Origin of the sequence: Variovorax beijingensis (assembly GCF_003951285.1) — a bacterium.
GTDB lineage: Bacteria > Pseudomonadota > Gammaproteobacteria > Burkholderiales > Burkholderiaceae_C > Variovorax > Variovorax beijingensis.
This window is the reverse complement of sequence record NZ_RXFQ01000002.1, coordinates 253,051-267,161: the sequence shown is the minus strand read 5'-3', so window position 1 is coordinate 267,161 and position 14,111 is coordinate 253,051. Positions and strand designations below refer to the sequence as shown.

Here is a 14,111-nt window from a genome sequence, read left to right as displayed (position 1 = left end):
CAGTCTCTAGTGGGCTTCGGCCTGCCTGGCCGCCGCGATCACGGCCTCTTCGTCGTGCTTCGCGCCATTGAGGAACAGGTTCAGCAGCACCGCGCTGATCGACGCCAGCAGGATGCCCGACTCGATCAGCGAGTGAATGGCATGCGGCATCCATTGCTTGAAGTTGGGCGCAATGAGCGGAATCATTCCGATCCCGATCGACACCGCCACGATCATCGCGTTGTGGCGGTTGGTCTTGAAGTCCACGCCCGAGAGGATGCGGATGCCGGTGGCCGCCACCATGCCGAACATCACCAGGCCCGCGCCGCCGAGCACCACCGTGGGCAGCGATTCGACCAGTGCCGCCATCTTGGGCAGCAGGCCCAGCACGACCAGGATCACGCCGCCGGCCACGCAGACATAGCGGCTCTTGATGCCCGTGACGGCCACCAGTCCCACGTTCTGCGAGAAGCTGGTGTACGGAAAGGTGTTGAAGATGCCGCCGATCAGCGTGCCCAGGCCGTCGGTGCGCAGGCCCTTGGCCAGGTCCTTCTGCGTGATCTTCCGGTCGGTCATTTCGCCGAGCGCGAGGAACATGCCGGTCGACTCGATCATCACCACGATCATGATGAGCGTCATCGTGAGGATCAGGACCGGGTCGAACTGCGGCATGCCGAAGTGGAAGGGCAGCACCACGTCCACCCAGGCCGCCTTGCCGACCTTCTCGTAGGTCATGAGGCCGGTTGCCGATGCCACCACCGCGCCGATCACGATGCCCAGCAGCACCGAGATGTTGGCGACGAAGCCCTTGGCGTACTTGACGATCAGCAGGATCGACACCAGCACCAGCGCGGCCACGCCGAAGCCCGACAGGTCCGCGTACTTGGGGTTGGGCACGGTCGGCATGATGGCAAAGCCCTTGGGCACCGCCGGAATCGAGCTGCCCGGCGAGGTCACCTCCGCGAGCCACTTGGCATACACCGGGTCCACCAGCGCAGGCGCCGTCGGCCCCACCGGGTTGCCGAAGATCCAGTTGATGCCCACGCGCATCAGGCTGATGCCGATCACCGCGATGATGGTGCCCGTGACCACCGGCGGAAAGAAGCGCAGCATGCGGCTCACCAGCGGCGCAATCAATATCGACACCACGCCCGCGCCGATGATGGCGCCGAACAGCAGCTGCGCGCCGTTCTGGCCCGGGTTGGCATTGGCAATGGCCACCATGGGCGCGACCGATGCGAAGGTCACGCCCATCATCACCGGCAGCCTGATGCCGAACCACTGCGTGGCGCCCAGCGCCTGGATCAGCGTGGCGATGCCGCAGCAGAACAGGTCGGCCGAGATCAGGAGCGCAACCTCGTCGGGCGAGAGCTTGAGCGCGCGGCCGACGATCAGCGGGACCGCAACGGCCCCCGCGTACATCACCAGCACATGCTGAAGGCCCAGGGCCGCGAGCTTGCCCGAAGGCAGTCGCTGGTCCACCGGATGGACTGTGGAAAGGGTGTCGGCCGTCATTGCGTTTCTCCTGCAGCGGCAAGGGGAAAGGTGCGTGGACGGCACGGGTGCCCGTGGCGTCCACTCGTCGTGTACGCCAAACTGTATACAATTTATGCCGCAATCCGGATGCAGGTAAACCCGGATCAGTTTTCCATCTTCAGCCGCCGCATGAGCCAGTTCGCGGTGAACTCGAAGTGCTCACCCATGTTCGACTCCGCCGTGTGGCCGTCCTCCCCGAACACCAGTTGCGTCACGTTGAAGCCCAGCGCCGCAAGCGATGCGGGCTCGTCCCTGGAGACGAGGTCTTCGCGCGCGCCGTTCACCATGAGAATGGGTTTGCGCAGCTGCGCCGCGGTCGGCTTCTTCAGCTGGCGCGAGAGCTGGAATGCTTCGTAGTACTCGCACATCGCTTCGCGAGGCGTGGTCTGCGGATTCATGTTCGCAAACAGGGTGTAGGGCGCGACGATCCATGCAGGAGCCACCTTGCAATGCGCCTGCCCAAAGCTCGAATCGCTGGGGCCGCCCACATTGACGATCGCCTTGTAGAAGTCGTTGCGCAGGCCCCCAAGCGTTCCCAGGTAGCCTCCCATGCTCCAGCCGTACACGGCCGCCCGGCTCGCGTCCAGGTCGCCGCGGGTCTTGATGTAGTCCGCCACGGCGTCGAGCATCGCATGGGACGCCGGGCGAAACCCGAGCTGGTTTTCCCCGGTGTCCGGGTTCTCCACAATGATGGTGGCGAAGCCGCGGCCCATGAAGTAGTCGCTGTGCCGGATCATCTCGGTCTTCATGTTGTCGAGGCCGCCAAGGATGACCAGCACCGGCAGCTTCTCGTTGCCGCCCGGCCGTGCCGGCGGTGCCCGGAAGTAGCCGATGAATTCCTTCGCACCGGTCTTGAATGCGACCCGTTGCAGCGGCTTTCCGAGGAGCACATGGGCTCGTTCGGTGGCCTGCAGGTCCGCCGCGGGAACACGCTTGGGAAGCCGGTTCATCCGAAAGTAGAAAGCGGCCTTCTTGTATTCGGCCGATGCGGCGGTGCCGTTGCCCCGCTCTTCGAGTGCGCGGGCCCGTTCCAGATGCATCTGGGCAGGCTTGTCGAAAGTTGCTTGCCAGGCTGCCTGCGACGGCCCTGCGTGTTCCGGCAGCGCCGCCGCGATTTCGTCGAAGCTGCGTGCTTCGATGCCGGCATCCTCGAGCCACCAGCAGATGTTGAATTTGAACGAGGGATGCATGCGGGCGATGCCTCCCGGGTACTCCGCCTGCCCCTTGCTGCAGAACTCGGCCATGCTGCCTGCGGTCCTGGCGGCAGGGACGCCCTGGGCCGCGGAGTTCTGCGGCGCTGCCGCGATGCAAAGAACGGCTGCGAAGGCCGTCGAGAGTTTCAGGTTCGATCTGTTGGTCACGGTCTTTTTTCCCTTGTTCAGGTTTCGGTTCGGGTCGGCACACCGGGCAGCCAGCCATTGCCGCGATACCAGGCGAGCGTGTCGGCAACGGTCTGCTCGATCGGGCGAAACTTCAGCTGAAGCTTCTGTTCGCTCTTCGTGTGGTTGAAATGGCTGCGCCCCGCCTCCTTGCGCATCAGCCGCACGGTGGCCAGGCTGAGCAGGATGGGCTTGCCGGTGGTCCGCGCGTAGAGTTCCTGCACCGCCGCCAGCAGATACAGGAGCGGAAAGGGCAAACGGCGCGTCGGCGTCTTGATGCCCGCGATCTTCCCCAACAGGGGCACCAGTTCCTGCATCGTCATGTGGCGGCCGGCTGCCAGGTAGCGTTCGCCGCGTTGCCCGTGCTCCGCGGCCGAAATCTGCGCCCGTGCCACATCGCGGGCGTCGACGACGGAAAAGCTGCCGGGTACCAGTCCGGGCAGTTTTCCGAGCACCACGTCGTTGACGAATTGTCCTGACGAGGTGGGGCCGATATCGGCCGGCCCCCACATCCATCCGGGCAGGACAAAGCTCGCATGCATGTCCGGGTGCGTGTCCAGAAAGGCCGACACGACCTGGTCGGCCATGATCTTGCTGCGGTAGTAGTCGTCGCCGGCGTCGGCCAGGTCGCGCAGGCAGGTCTCGTCCATGGGCACGCCCGGCTCGCCGTTGAGCACCGCGATGGACGAGGTCTGGACGAAGCGCCGGATGCCGGCACCGTAGGCCTGCTCGATGAGCTGCCGCGTGCCGTCCACATTGATGCGCTTGAGCTCTTGCCAGTGGCTGCCGCCCTTGAAGTTGTCCCGGAAGAACGCGGCGGTGTGGAACACCACGCCGCACCCTTGCAGCGCGCCGGCGAAGGCGGGCACATCGGCCATGTCGCCCAGCACCAGTTCGACGCCCTTCACGCCCGCAAACTGTTGCTGGCCCTTGGCCTTCGAGCGGACAAGGGCCTTGACCGAGACGCCTCGCGCGACCAGTTCGCGCACCAGGTTGTTGCCGAGAAGGCCGGTCGCGCCGGTGACGAACGCGGACCTCAAGGCCTTGGTTTTTTCCATATCAATCGAATTTCAAAAATCAAACGAGTTTTGAATGTAGCTGCGGCATTTTCAAATATCAAGTGATTTCTGAATCTCGGCTTCCGGCGTTGCCCCGGACGCAGGTGTTTCGCCAGCCGATATCCAAAGTTCATGTGATATCTTTTGAGACATGAGCCCGACGACAGCAAGAAAGCGCCTGACCCGCGAGGAAAGCCGGGCGCAGACGCGCGAGCGCCTGGTCGAAACCGCGCAGCAGCTGTTTGTGGCGAACGGCTATGGGGGCGCGTCGATCCGCGACATCGCGGACAAGGCGGGCTACTCCCAAGGCGCCTTCTATTCGAACTTCTCGAGCAAGGAAGACGTCCTCCTGGAGCTGCTGCGGCGGCACATGGAGGCGGAAGCGGCGCAGCTTTTCAAGGTGATGGGCAACGAGCAGCAAGAGCCCGGCCAGATGCTTGCCGAACTGGAAGCCTGGGCTTCCACGCTCAATCACGATGCCGACTGGTGCATGCTTTCCATCGAACTTCAGCTGCATGCCAACCGCAGCCGAAGCTTCGCTGCGGAGTATCAGAAGGTGTGGAACAAACACCGGTCCGAGCTCGGCGGCGTGATCGGCCAGTTGTTCGACAAGCTCGGGCGCACGCCTCCTGCCGCACCGGACGAGCTGGCCGCTGCCTTCATGGCCCTGTCGCATGGGCTGGCACTGCAGAGGATCAGCACGCGCCCGGATCCCTCGGGACGGCTGATCATGGTGTTCCTGCGCGGACTGATTGCAGGTGCCGCAGGTGCGGAAGATCCGGGAACAACCGCTGCCGCATCGGCTGGCTCTCCTGCGCGTGCGCCAAGGAAGCGCGCTCCGAAAGCCAGGCGCTGAATTGCCCCCTAGGCGAGCAGCGCCTTCACCAGGTCGAGCTGGCGGTCCGGCTTCTCGGTGCCGAGTTCCAGGCTGGCCTCGATGCGCTCCAGGTGGCCGACCATGCAGAGCACGGCACCTTCCACGTCGCCCTTGCGGCAGATGCGAAGGAAGTCCGAGTGCTCGTCCGACGAGCAATGCGGGTCGTTCGACGAGTGGTAGAGCATCGCGATCAGCGAGCTGCGCGCGACCAGTTCGCGCACCAGCTCGGCCAGCGTCCTGTTGCCGGTGGCCTCGGCCAGCGCCACGTGGAAGTCGCCCAGCACCTTCTCGCGCACTGTGCCCGTGGTGGTGGTCTGGCGCAGCGCGGTGCGCTCGAACTTGATGTGCTGCTCCAGCACCTGGTAGTCGCGTGGCCGTGCATTGGCAATGAACAGGCGCACCACCTCGCTTTCGAGGATGCGGCGCACCGCGAACACTTCGCGCGCCTCCTGCACCGTGGGCTGGCACACGAACGCGCCCTTGTCGGGAATCATCTCGATGAGCTTGTCCTTCGAGAGCATCAGCAAGGCCGCGCGGATCTTGGTGCGGCTCACAGAATAGACGCGGCCCAGTGCCTCTTCGCGCAGCCAGGTGCCGGGCGGAAGGCGCTTCTCGACGATGGCGGTGGCGATGTCCTGCGCGATGCTTTCGATGGAGCTGCCCTTGTCGGTGGCGGCTGCACCGTTCTCGGTGGCAGCGGCAGCGGCAGCGGCGGTGGCAGTGGCGGAGGAGGCGGCGGAGGAGGCGGCGGAGGAGGCGGCGGATTTGGTGCTGGCGCGGGGCATGCGCAGATTGTGGCTCAGCGCAGGGCTGCAGCGCGCGCGCCGGGCACTGTCAGCCGCGCAAGGTGAAGCCCTCGAGCGCGCCCTTCATGGCCTTGGGCAGCGGATGGGCCAACTCGCCGTGCTTGCTGGTCGAGAGCTTCAGCGCGACCAGCGACTCGACCAGCCTGGTGGCCGCAGCCACGCCGTCGATCACCGGCACGCCGAGCAGGCCGCCGATGTGCTCGCACAGGTCGGTCATGCCGGCGCAGCCCAGCACGATGCAGTCGGAGCCGTCTTCCTCGAGCGCGCGCCGGCATTCGTCGACGATGCGCTCGCGCGCCCGGGAGCCGGGCTCCTCGAGCTCGAGCACCGGCAATTCGCAGGCGCGCACCTTGGCGCAGAAGCGCTCCATGCCGTAGATCTCGGCCAGGTGCCAGGCCTGGCCCATCGTGCGGCCGAGCGTGGTCACCACGCTGAAGCGGCTGCCCACCATGCTGGCCAGGTGCATCGCGGCTTCGGCGATGCCCACCACCGGGCCGCGCGCCAGTTCGCGCGCGGCTTTCAGGCCCGGATCGCCGAAGCAGGCGATCACGTAGCCGTCGATGCCCTCGCGCTCGCCAGCCGCAATTTCCTGCAGGAGGCCGGGCACGGCCAGCGCCTCGTCGTAGTGGCTTTCGATGGAAACCGGCCCCATGGCCGGGCTGACCGCGACGATCTGCGTGCCGGCGCTCGCCACCGCGCGGGCGCAGGCGCCGATCTTCTCGGTCATGCTCCAGGTGGTGTTGGGATTGATGATCTTGATGCGCACGGCGCGGCCCTTCTCTTTCAGTGTTTCAAGTCTTGTTGTTGCGGTTCAGCAGGGCGTAGATGACGAAGCCCAGTGCCATGCCGATGAACCATGCATAGTTCGCGCCACCACGCAGCGCCGGCACCATCACGCAGAGGATCGGCACCAGGGCGGAGGGGATCAGCGCCTGGATCGCCTTCGGGTTGTAGCCGCCGCTGTACCAGTATTCGCCCTTGGGGCTCATGGTGTAGAGCGCGTCCACGTCGATGCGCTGCCGGCGCACGATGTAGTAGTCGGCAATCAGGATGCCGAACAGCGGGCCGATGAACGAGCCCAGCACGTCGAGCGTGTAGTGGATGACCTCGGGGCTGTTGTAGAGGTTCCACGGCGTGAGGAACACCGAGCCCACCGCCGCGATCATGCCGCCCGTGCGCCAGCTGATGTGCTGCGGCGCCACGTTGGAGAAGTCGAAGGCCGGCGAGACGAAGTTGGCCACGATGTTGATGCCGATGGTGGCGATCATGAAGGTCAGCGCGCCCAGCACCACGGCGGTGGTGCTGTCGATCTTGCCCACGGTGTGCACCGGATCGGTGATGAGTTCGCCGAACACCGGCAGCGTGGCCGCGGTGGTGATCACCGTCAGCAGCGAGAAGAACACGAAGTTGATCGGCAGGCCCCAGAAGTTGCCCTTCTTCACCGCGTCGAAGCTCTTGCCGTAGCGCGAGAAGTCGCCGAAGTTGAGCATCGGGCCGCTGAAGTAGCTCACCACCAGCGCAATGGCCGAGAGCATCACCGGCAGCGCGTCCCAGCCCTGGAACTTGATGCCGCCGAGGTTCAGGTCGATGTTGCTCCAGCCGGCCTTCCACACCAGCCAGCCGCACAGGATGGCCATCACCACGTACACGGCCGGGCCGGCCCAGTCGATGAACTTGCGGATCGCTTCCATGCCGTGCCAGAACACGAAGGCCTGCAGCACCCACATGATCATGAAGGCCAGCCAGCCCAGCATCGACAGGCCCGCGAAGCCGTGCCGGGCTACGTCGGCATACGGCGCGAGGTTCGGGAACATGTGCAGCGCGAGCACCATGAAGGCGGCCGAGGCCAGATAGGTCTGCACGCCGTACCAGGCCACCGCGATCAGCCCGCGGATGATGGCCGGGATGTTGGCGCCCAGCACGCCGAAGGGCGCGCGGCACACCACGGGGTAGGGCACGCCCGTGACCTGGCTCGGCTTGGCCACCAGGTTGCAGAAGAACTGCACGATCACGATGCCCACCAGCAGCGACACCAGCACCTGCCAGCTCGACAGGCCCAGCGCAAACAGGCTGCCGGCTGTGATGTAGCCGCCCACGCTGTGCACGTCGGACATCCAGAACGCAAAGATGTTGTATTGGCCCCAGGTCTGTTTCTTCAGCGGGGCGAGGTCCTCGTTGGTCAGGCGCGGGTCATAGCCGGGCTTGATGAGGGCGTTCGATTCCGCGTGCGACGCAATGCCGGCTTCGGCAGCCCCCGCGGGGGCATGGCTGACGACTGTGCTCATGGTCTTTCCTCGTGCGAATGGGTGGATGGAGGGACCGTTTCCAGCGCAAATTTCCGCACCGGTGATCGGGTGCGTTATTTGTATACAAAAACAGTGTGCAATCAAGCCCATCCGGCAAATCATATATCCGTAGATTCCCTGAGATGGCGACTGGCCGCGCCAACGAAAAAAGGCGCCCTGGCCCGTGGCCATGGCGCCTTTCGAGGGCGAGCAGCGTCAGTGGGCGGTCAGTCGGCCTCGGCCGGGGACAGCATCGTTCCGCGGCAGCTGGGCGAGCCGCAATGGCAGGGGTATTTCTCGGCGGTCGAGCCGTCGTCCGCGGTCAGCGAGTAGTCGATGAACAGCTCGTCGCCGGCATCCACCGGAACCAGGGTCTGGAACTTCAGCATCAGCTCGCCCGCCTCGTTGTATTCCTCGACGGCTTCGCAGTTGGGGTCGCAGGCGTGGTTCAGGTGGCGCGTGCCGTTGCCGCCCTTGGCGCCGTCGATCGTTTCCTGGTTGGAGAGCGTGAACAGGTAGGTGAGCTGGTCGTTCCACGTCCTGGCGGCGATCTCCTGCTGCGTGTAGCGCCGGCCTTCGTAAAGGCCGAGGAAGGCCTGGGCGGGCAGGTCGCGCGTCGCGAAGGCGCCGAGTCCGTGCACGCCGCTGGGACCGACCCGGATGTAAGGCGTGGAGGAGGTTTGCTTGCGGGGTTTCATGCCGCTCATTCTGCAGGCTCTTCGTCCTGCTGCGCCTGGAACATGCGCGTGAAATCGCAGCATTCCTGCGCCAGCATCACGATCGACGAGGTCAGCGCGCTGCGGTGCTCGCCCTTGTGCATGGCCACGTAGCGCACCACCGGCAGCGCCGGCACCACGTCGATCACCGCGAGCATGCCGGCCGAAACCAGCGGGTCCAGGCACCGGCGCGGAAGGTAGCTCACGCCCAGGCCCGACACCGTGAGCCCGGTCAGCGCCACGAGGTTGCTCACCACGATGGTGTCGGCGGGCTGCACGCCCTGGTCCTTCATCCAGGCGTCGTAGGCGCGCCCCGTGCCCGAGTTCTTGCCCTGCACCAGCATGCGGTGGCGCGCGAGTTCGTGCAGCCGCACGGTGCCGGTGGCGGCAACCACGCCGGGCTTGCACATCCAGGCGCTTTGCACCTTGCCGATGGCCTTGCTCTGCATGCGCGAATCGGCAAAGGTGTCGGGCACGATCACCAGGTCGAGCTCGTCGGCCAGCAGCTTGTCGCGCAGCTGCAGGCTGTCGTCCACGTCGGGCTCGAGGATGACCTTGGGGTAGTGCCGCTGGATCACGCCGACCAGCCGGGGCAGCCACGTCATCGCCGTGAGCTCGGTCACGCCGATGCGCAGCCGCCGCTCCACCACGCCGGGCTTGCTGAACTGCTCGACGGCCGCGTCGCGCTGCTCGAGCAGCCGGGACGCGAGCACGAACATCTCCTCGCCCTTTTCGGTGAGCCGTGCGGTGCGCTGGCTGCGGTCGAACAGCTCGGTGTCGAACAGCAACTCGAGCTCATGCACCCGCTTGGACACGGCCGACTGCGAGGTATGCAGCTGGTTGGCCGCCTGCGCGAAGCCGCCGAGCTTGGCGATCCAGTACAGAGCCTCGAGCTGCTTGAAGGTCATCACGGTGCACGCCCCTCGAATTGAATCCTTTTATTCATCTTATTCAATCACAAAAAATCGCTTTTGGAAATTTGATGGCGCGCCGAAGATTCGCCTCGTGCAGTCCCGCGTATTTCCGGCCTCATCTTCAAAGGAGCATTCCATGAACTTCAAACTGTCCCTCGCTTTCGGCGCCAGCATTGCGCTGCTCTGCGGCGCCGCGGCCGCGCAGGAGAGCCCCACGCTGCGCAAGATCAAGGAAACGGGCACGGTGCAGATCGGCAGCCGCGACACGCAGATCCCGTTCTCCTACAAGACCGGCGGCGAGAGCGCGCCCATCGGCTTCACCAACGAGATCTGCCTGAAGGTGGTGGACGCCATCAAGGCCAGGCTCGGCATGCAGAAGATCGAGGTGCGCTACACGCTGCTCAATTCGACCAACCGCATTCCGCTGGTGCAGAACGGCACGGTCGACCTCGACTGCGCGACCACCACCAACACCGTGCAGCGCCAGCAGCAGGTCGACTTCGCGCCGAGCCATTTCGTCACCAACATCACGGCCGCGGTGAAGAAGAACTCGGGCATCAACTCGATCGCCGACCTGCAGGGCAAGACCGTGGCCACGGTGGCCGGCAGCACCTCGATGCAGCTGCTGCGTGGCTTCCGCAAGACCGAGAACATCGAGGTGCAGGAAATCGCTGGCAAGGACACGGCCGATGCCTTCCTGCTGCTCGCGAGCGACCGCGCCGTGGCCTACGTGCTGGACGACGTGCAGCTGGCCGGCCTCATCGCCAACCAGCCCAACGCCTCCGATTACAAGCTGCTGAAGGACGTGCTGCGCCAGGAACCCTACGGCATCATGATGCGCAAGGACGACCCCGAGTTCAAGGCGATCGTCGACCAGACGGTGACCGAAATGATGAAGTCGGGCGCCATCGACAAGCTCTATGCGAAGTGGTTCATGTCGCCCATTCCGCCGCGCAGCGTGAACCTCAACTTCCCGATGTCCGACGCGGTGCGCGAGGCCTACAGGAACCCGAACAACAAGGGCGTCTGAGAATGCCGGCAAACACACGACACGCCAATGGGCTGGCGTTCTCCGATGCGCTGATGCGCGAGGTGAAGCAGCGCTTTCTCAACGTCGACCACGACCACCACGGGCGCGAGCGCCTCTACTTCGACAACGCGGGCGGCTCGTTCCGGCTCAAGGCGGCGGCCGAGCGCTTCGCGCAGGTCGATGCCATTCCCGACAACGCCGAGCGCATCCACGCCACCGCCGTGGAGTTGCAGCAGACCCAGGCCCGAGGCACGGACGACGTGCGCACCATCCTCAACGCGCGGGGCGGCAGCGTCTACGCGTCGCTGACGGCGTCGGGCGCGATGTTCGACATGGTGCGCGCAGTGGCCGAGAACGTGCCGGGCACCAACATGGTCACCACCGTGCTCGAGCATCCCTCGTCGTTCGACGCCATGAGCCTCTATGCCGGCAAGTCCGGCCGCGAGCTGCGGGTGGCCGGGAGCAACCGCGAGACCGGCGGCGTCGATGCCGACGAGATCGTGCGGCTGGTGGACAAGGACACCTGCCTGCTCAACGTGATCCATGCCTCGAACATCTCGGGCGCCAAGCTCGACCTGGAGCAGATCGTGCGGCGCGCGCGGGAGATCAAGCCCGATCTCTACATCGTGGTGGATGCCGTGCAGCATGCGCCGCATGGCCTGATCGACCTGCAGAAGACGCCGGTGGACGGCATCAACATGGCGCCCTACAAGTTCTTCGGCTGCCGCGGCTCGGGCCTGTCGTGGGTGTCGGAACGCGCGGCGCAGCTGCCGCACCACAAGCTCGCGGGCAAGAAGCCCGACTTCTGGGACCTGGGCAGCTCGGCGCCGTGGCAGTTTGCCGTGCTCACCGAAATCGTCGACTACGTGTGCTGGCTCGGCGGCCATTTCACCGAGGCCACCGGGCGCCGCGCCTTGTTCGAAGCCGGCATCACGCACATCGAGCTGCACGAGCGGGCCCTGCTGTCGGTGCTGCTGGACGGAAGCGGCGAGGCCCCCGGCCTGCGCAGCATCGAGGGCGTAAAGGTCTTCCTCGATCATCCGGACCTGACGAAGCGCGACCTGATCATCGGCATCGGCTTCGCGCACCTCGACTGCACGCAGGCGGTGGTCGAGTACGGCTTGCGCGGCGTGACGGTCTACGAGCGCGTGGCGAGCAGCATCTACTCCAAGCGCATGCTCGACTCCTTCGGCCTCGAAGGTACCGTGCGGGTTTCGCCGCTGCACTGCCACTCGGCGGCCGACATGGAGAAGTTCCTGCGCGTGACGCGGGAGATTGCCCTCAGCGCGAGTGGACCGCGGACAGGAAGCGCCGTATGACCGGCACCACCTGCGCGAGGTGCGTCTCGAGCAGCCAGTGGCCGCCGTCGGTCAGCACCAGCTCGGCCTTTGGAAGGTCGCGCAGGTAGGCGCGCGCGGAGGCCTCGGGCATGTAGCCGTCGTTCGGCCCCCAGACAATGAGCGCGGGCGGCTGGTGCTCCCGCAGGTAGGCCTGGTAGCGCGGAAACCATTCGAGGTTCTGCTTCAGGCCCTCCATCAGCTGGCGCGCGAGTTCCTTGCGCTGCGGCGTGTTCATCAATGGCCAGTGGAGCTTCCACAGGTCAGGCGGAATCTGCGCGGCCTGGGCCTCGGGGACCTCGCCGACGAACTCGGCGCGGAATCCCTCTTCGTTCACCGCCTTCTCGAGCACCGCGCGGTTGCTGGCCGACGGATCGCGCCAGAAGGCCTGGATGGCGCGGTACTTGGGGCCGAGCGTGTCTTCGTAGATGTCGCCGTTCTGGATGATCAGCGCGGCCACGCGCTCCGGATGGCGGATGGCCAGGCGCAGGCCGATCTGCGAACCGTAGTCGTGCAGGTAGAGCGCATAGCGATCAAGGCCCAGCTTGCGGCAGAAGGCCTCCAGAAAACCTGCATAGGCATCGAAGTCGAAGCCGAAGGTCTCGGCCGGCGGCGTATCGCTGAGGCCGAAGCCCGGGTAGTCCGGCGCCACCAGGCGCCACCGGTCCGCCAGCATGGGCATGAGCCGGCGGTACTGGAACGACGAGCATGGATAGCCGTGCGGCAGCAGCAGCACCGGCGCGTCGCGCGGGCCGGCTTCGCGGTAGAAGATCTGCATCCCGTCGACGTCGGCGAAGCGATGCGCGGCCGCATGGGCATCGGCCGTGAAGGTGGGCGTGGAACTGCGTTCGGTCATGCGGCCCATGCTGCGCGCCGGCGCGCACGGGCGGTTGTAGGCGGCGACTGATGTGCGGCGTCGGACGCCCGCAACGCGGGCGCCGCTTGCCGCTTCGGATCAGGCCAGCAGGTCGCTCAGCGTGCGCGCGATCACCTTGGTGGCGCGGCGCAGGTCTTCGAGCACCACGCGCTCGTCGCTGCGCTTGGCGTGCGATTCGAGCACGGTGCGCGGGCCGGCGCCGTAGATCACGCCCGGAATGCCGGCTTCGCCGTAGAGGCGCACGTCGGTGTACAGCGGCGTGCCCATGGCCTTGATCGGCTCGCCGAACACTTCCTGGCCGTGCTTCTGGATCGCATCGACCAGCGGCTTGTTGCCGGCCAGCGGCTTCATCGAATTGGCGAGCAGCAGGCGCTTGATCTCCACCGTGATGCCGGCGCTCTCGGCCGCGGCATCCGCGATCACCTTGCGGATCGTGGCTTCGACCTCGACCGGGTTCTCCTCGGGGATCATGCGGCGGTCGAGCTTGAACAGTACCTTGCCGGGCACCACGTTGGTGTTGGTGCCGCCTTCGATGCGGCCGACGTTGAGGTAAGGGTGCGTGATGCCCTCGACACTCGACGTCACCTGCTGGTAGAGCGTGTTCTGCGCATAGAGCGCATTGAGGATCTTCACCGCGCCCTGCAGCGCATCGACGCCGGTGGTGGGGATGGCCGCATGCGCCATCTTGCCGTGCACCGTCACTTCCATCTGCAGGCAGCCGTTGTGCGCGGTGACCACTTCGTAGCTGAAGCCGGCTGCGATCATCAGGTCGGGCTTGGTCAGGCCCTGCTTGAGCAGCCAGCCCGGACCGAGGATGCCACCGAATTCCTCGTCGTAGGTGAAGTGCAGCTCGACGCTGCCCTTGGCGGGCCTGGCCACGGCTTCGAGCGCGCGCAGCGCGAAGGTGAAGCTCGCGAAGTCGCTCTTGCTCACGGCGGCCGCGCGGCCGTAGAGGCTGCCGTCGGCAATCTCGCCGCCGTAGGGGTCGTGCGTCCAGCCTTCGCCCGGGGGCACCACGTCGCCGTGGGCGTTCAGGGCCACGGTGCGGCCACCGTCGACGTCCTTGCCGTACTTGCGGCGCACGATCAGGTTGGTGATCGACTCGAGGCCGTAGTCCTTCACTTCCTGTTCCGGCACGGCGTGCTTTTCGGCGTCCAGGCCGAAGTCCTTCAGCAGCTCGGCGGTGCGCTCGGCGTGCGGCGCGTTGTTGCCGGGCGGCGTGTCGGTGGGCACCTGCACCAGTTGCTGCAGGAACTGCACTTCCTCGTCGAAGTGGGCGTCGATCCAGGCGTCGAGCTTGGCGTAGTCGGTCATGGT

13 protein-coding genes are annotated in these 14,111 nt (G+C 65.8%); 3 read left to right on the top strand and 10 right to left on the bottom strand.

Annotation, left to right across the window (positions count from 1 at the left end; all coding sequences use genetic code 11):
* Nucleotides 1-6: 6 nt before the first annotated feature.
* From EJO66_RS04260 to EJO66_RS04250, 3 genes are all read right to left on the bottom strand, one after another.
* Nucleotides 7-1,494, bottom strand: coding sequence for a nucleobase:cation symporter-2 family protein (locus EJO66_RS04260; RefSeq protein ID WP_124956364.1), 1,488 nt, complete (start codon nt 1,492-1,494; stop codon nt 7-9).
* Between the two features lie 125 nt (nt 1,495-1,619).
* The gene (locus EJO66_RS04255) at nt 1,620-2,876 is read right to left on the bottom strand and encodes an alpha/beta hydrolase family protein (RefSeq protein ID WP_124956362.1); all 1,257 of its coding nucleotides are present in this window, start codon (nt 2,874-2,876) and stop codon (nt 1,620-1,622) included.
* Nucleotides 2,877-2,893: 17 nt separating this feature from the next.
* Entirely contained in the window at nt 2,894-3,952 is a 1,059-nt protein-coding gene (locus EJO66_RS04250; RefSeq protein WP_124956360.1) for an SDR family oxidoreductase, read from the bottom strand.
* A gap of 151 nt (nt 3,953-4,103) precedes the next feature.
* Here EJO66_RS04250 and EJO66_RS04245 point away from each other — a divergent pair, with 151 nt between their 5' ends.
* Entirely contained in the window at nt 4,104-4,808 is a 705-nt protein-coding gene (locus tag EJO66_RS04245) for a TetR/AcrR family transcriptional regulator (RefSeq protein ID WP_124956358.1), read from the top strand.
* An 8-nt stretch (nt 4,809-4,816) separates the two neighbouring features.
* Here the strand turns inward: EJO66_RS04245 and EJO66_RS04240 are convergent, their stop codons facing one another.
* The 5 genes from EJO66_RS04240 to EJO66_RS04220 form a co-directional block, all read right to left on the bottom strand.
* A complete protein-coding gene (locus EJO66_RS04240) occupies nt 4,817-5,614 on the bottom strand; it encodes a GntR family transcriptional regulator (protein WP_125964709.1) in 798 nt (265 codons plus the stop codon).
* A gap of 49 nt (nt 5,615-5,663) precedes the next feature.
* Nucleotides 5,664-6,401, bottom strand: a complete 738-nt coding sequence (locus tag EJO66_RS04235; RefSeq protein WP_124956354.1) for an aspartate/glutamate racemase family protein — start codon at nt 6,399-6,401, stop codon at nt 5,664-5,666.
* 25 nt (nt 6,402-6,426) lie between these two features.
* Nucleotides 6,427-7,920: an NCS1 family nucleobase:cation symporter-1 gene (locus tag EJO66_RS04230; RefSeq protein ID WP_124956352.1), complete on the bottom strand. Its 1,494-nt coding sequence runs from the start codon at nt 7,918-7,920 to the stop codon at nt 6,427-6,429.
* A 227-nt stretch (nt 7,921-8,147) separates the two neighbouring features.
* Entirely contained in the window at nt 8,148-8,627 is a 480-nt protein-coding gene (locus EJO66_RS04225) for an SET domain-containing protein (RefSeq protein WP_124956350.1), read from the bottom strand.
* On the bottom strand, nt 8,624-9,544 hold the full coding sequence (locus EJO66_RS04220; protein WP_124956787.1) for a LysR family transcriptional regulator: 921 nt from the start codon (nt 9,542-9,544) through the stop codon (nt 8,624-8,626). Before EJO66_RS04220 ends, EJO66_RS04225 begins: the two co-directional genes overlap by 4 nt.
* Nucleotides 9,545-9,686: 142 nt before the next feature.
* Between EJO66_RS04220 and EJO66_RS04215 the strand changes: the two genes are divergently transcribed.
* Nucleotides 9,687-10,580 (top strand): amino acid ABC transporter substrate-binding protein, encoded by an 894-nt coding sequence (locus tag EJO66_RS04215; protein WP_125964708.1) that lies wholly within the window; start codon nt 9,687-9,689, stop codon nt 10,578-10,580.
* A 2-nt stretch (nt 10,581-10,582) separates the two neighbouring features.
* Nucleotides 10,583-11,899, top strand: coding sequence for an aminotransferase class V-fold PLP-dependent enzyme (locus tag EJO66_RS04210; RefSeq protein WP_125964707.1), 1,317 nt, complete (start codon nt 10,583-10,585; stop codon nt 11,897-11,899).
* Here the strand turns inward: EJO66_RS04210 and EJO66_RS04205 are convergent.
* Complete coding sequence (locus tag EJO66_RS04205) at nt 11,862-12,773, bottom strand: alpha/beta fold hydrolase (RefSeq protein ID WP_125964706.1); 912 nt, start codon at nt 12,771-12,773, stop codon at nt 11,862-11,864. The two genes, EJO66_RS04210 and EJO66_RS04205, sit on opposite strands and share 38 nt — an antisense overlap.
* A gap of 99 nt (nt 12,774-12,872) precedes the next feature.
* Nucleotides 12,873-14,108, bottom strand: a complete 1,236-nt coding sequence (locus EJO66_RS04200) for a M20 family metallopeptidase (protein WP_124956342.1) — start codon at nt 14,106-14,108, stop codon at nt 12,873-12,875.
* Between the last annotated feature and the right edge of the window lie 3 nt (nt 14,109-14,111).

Coding starts and splice junctions, on each gene's coding strand:
- EJO66_RS04210 (WP_125964707.1), top strand. CDS start 10,583: ATGCCGGCAAACACACGACACGCCAATGGGCTGGCGTTCTCCGATGCG.
- EJO66_RS04250 (WP_124956360.1), bottom strand. CDS start 3,952: ATGGAAAAAACCAAGGCCTTGAGGTCCGCGTTCGTCACCGGCGCGACC.
- EJO66_RS04245 (WP_124956358.1), top strand. CDS start 4,104: ATGAGCCCGACGACAGCAAGAAAGCGCCTGACCCGCGAGGAAAGCCGG.
- EJO66_RS04225 (WP_124956350.1), bottom strand. CDS start 8,627: ATGAGCGGCATGAAACCCCGCAAGCAAACCTCCTCCACGCCTTACATC.
- EJO66_RS04205 (WP_125964706.1), bottom strand. CDS start 12,773: ATGACCGAACGCAGTTCCACGCCCACCTTCACGGCCGATGCCCATGCG.
- EJO66_RS04230 (WP_124956352.1), bottom strand. CDS start 7,920: ATGAGCACAGTCGTCAGCCATGCCCCCGCGGGGGCTGCCGAAGCCGGC.
- EJO66_RS04220 (WP_124956787.1), bottom strand. CDS start 9,544: ATGACCTTCAAGCAGCTCGAGGCTCTGTACTGGATCGCCAAGCTCGGC.
- EJO66_RS04215 (WP_125964708.1), top strand. CDS start 9,687: ATGAACTTCAAACTGTCCCTCGCTTTCGGCGCCAGCATTGCGCTGCTC.
- EJO66_RS04240 (WP_125964709.1), bottom strand. CDS start 5,614: ATGCCCCGCGCCAGCACCAAATCCGCCGCCTCCTCCGCCGCCTCCTCC.
- EJO66_RS04260 (WP_124956364.1), bottom strand. CDS start 1,494: ATGACGGCCGACACCCTTTCCACAGTCCATCCGGTGGACCAGCGACTG.
- EJO66_RS04200 (WP_124956342.1), bottom strand. CDS start 14,108: ATGACCGACTACGCCAAGCTCGACGCCTGGATCGACGCCCACTTCGAC.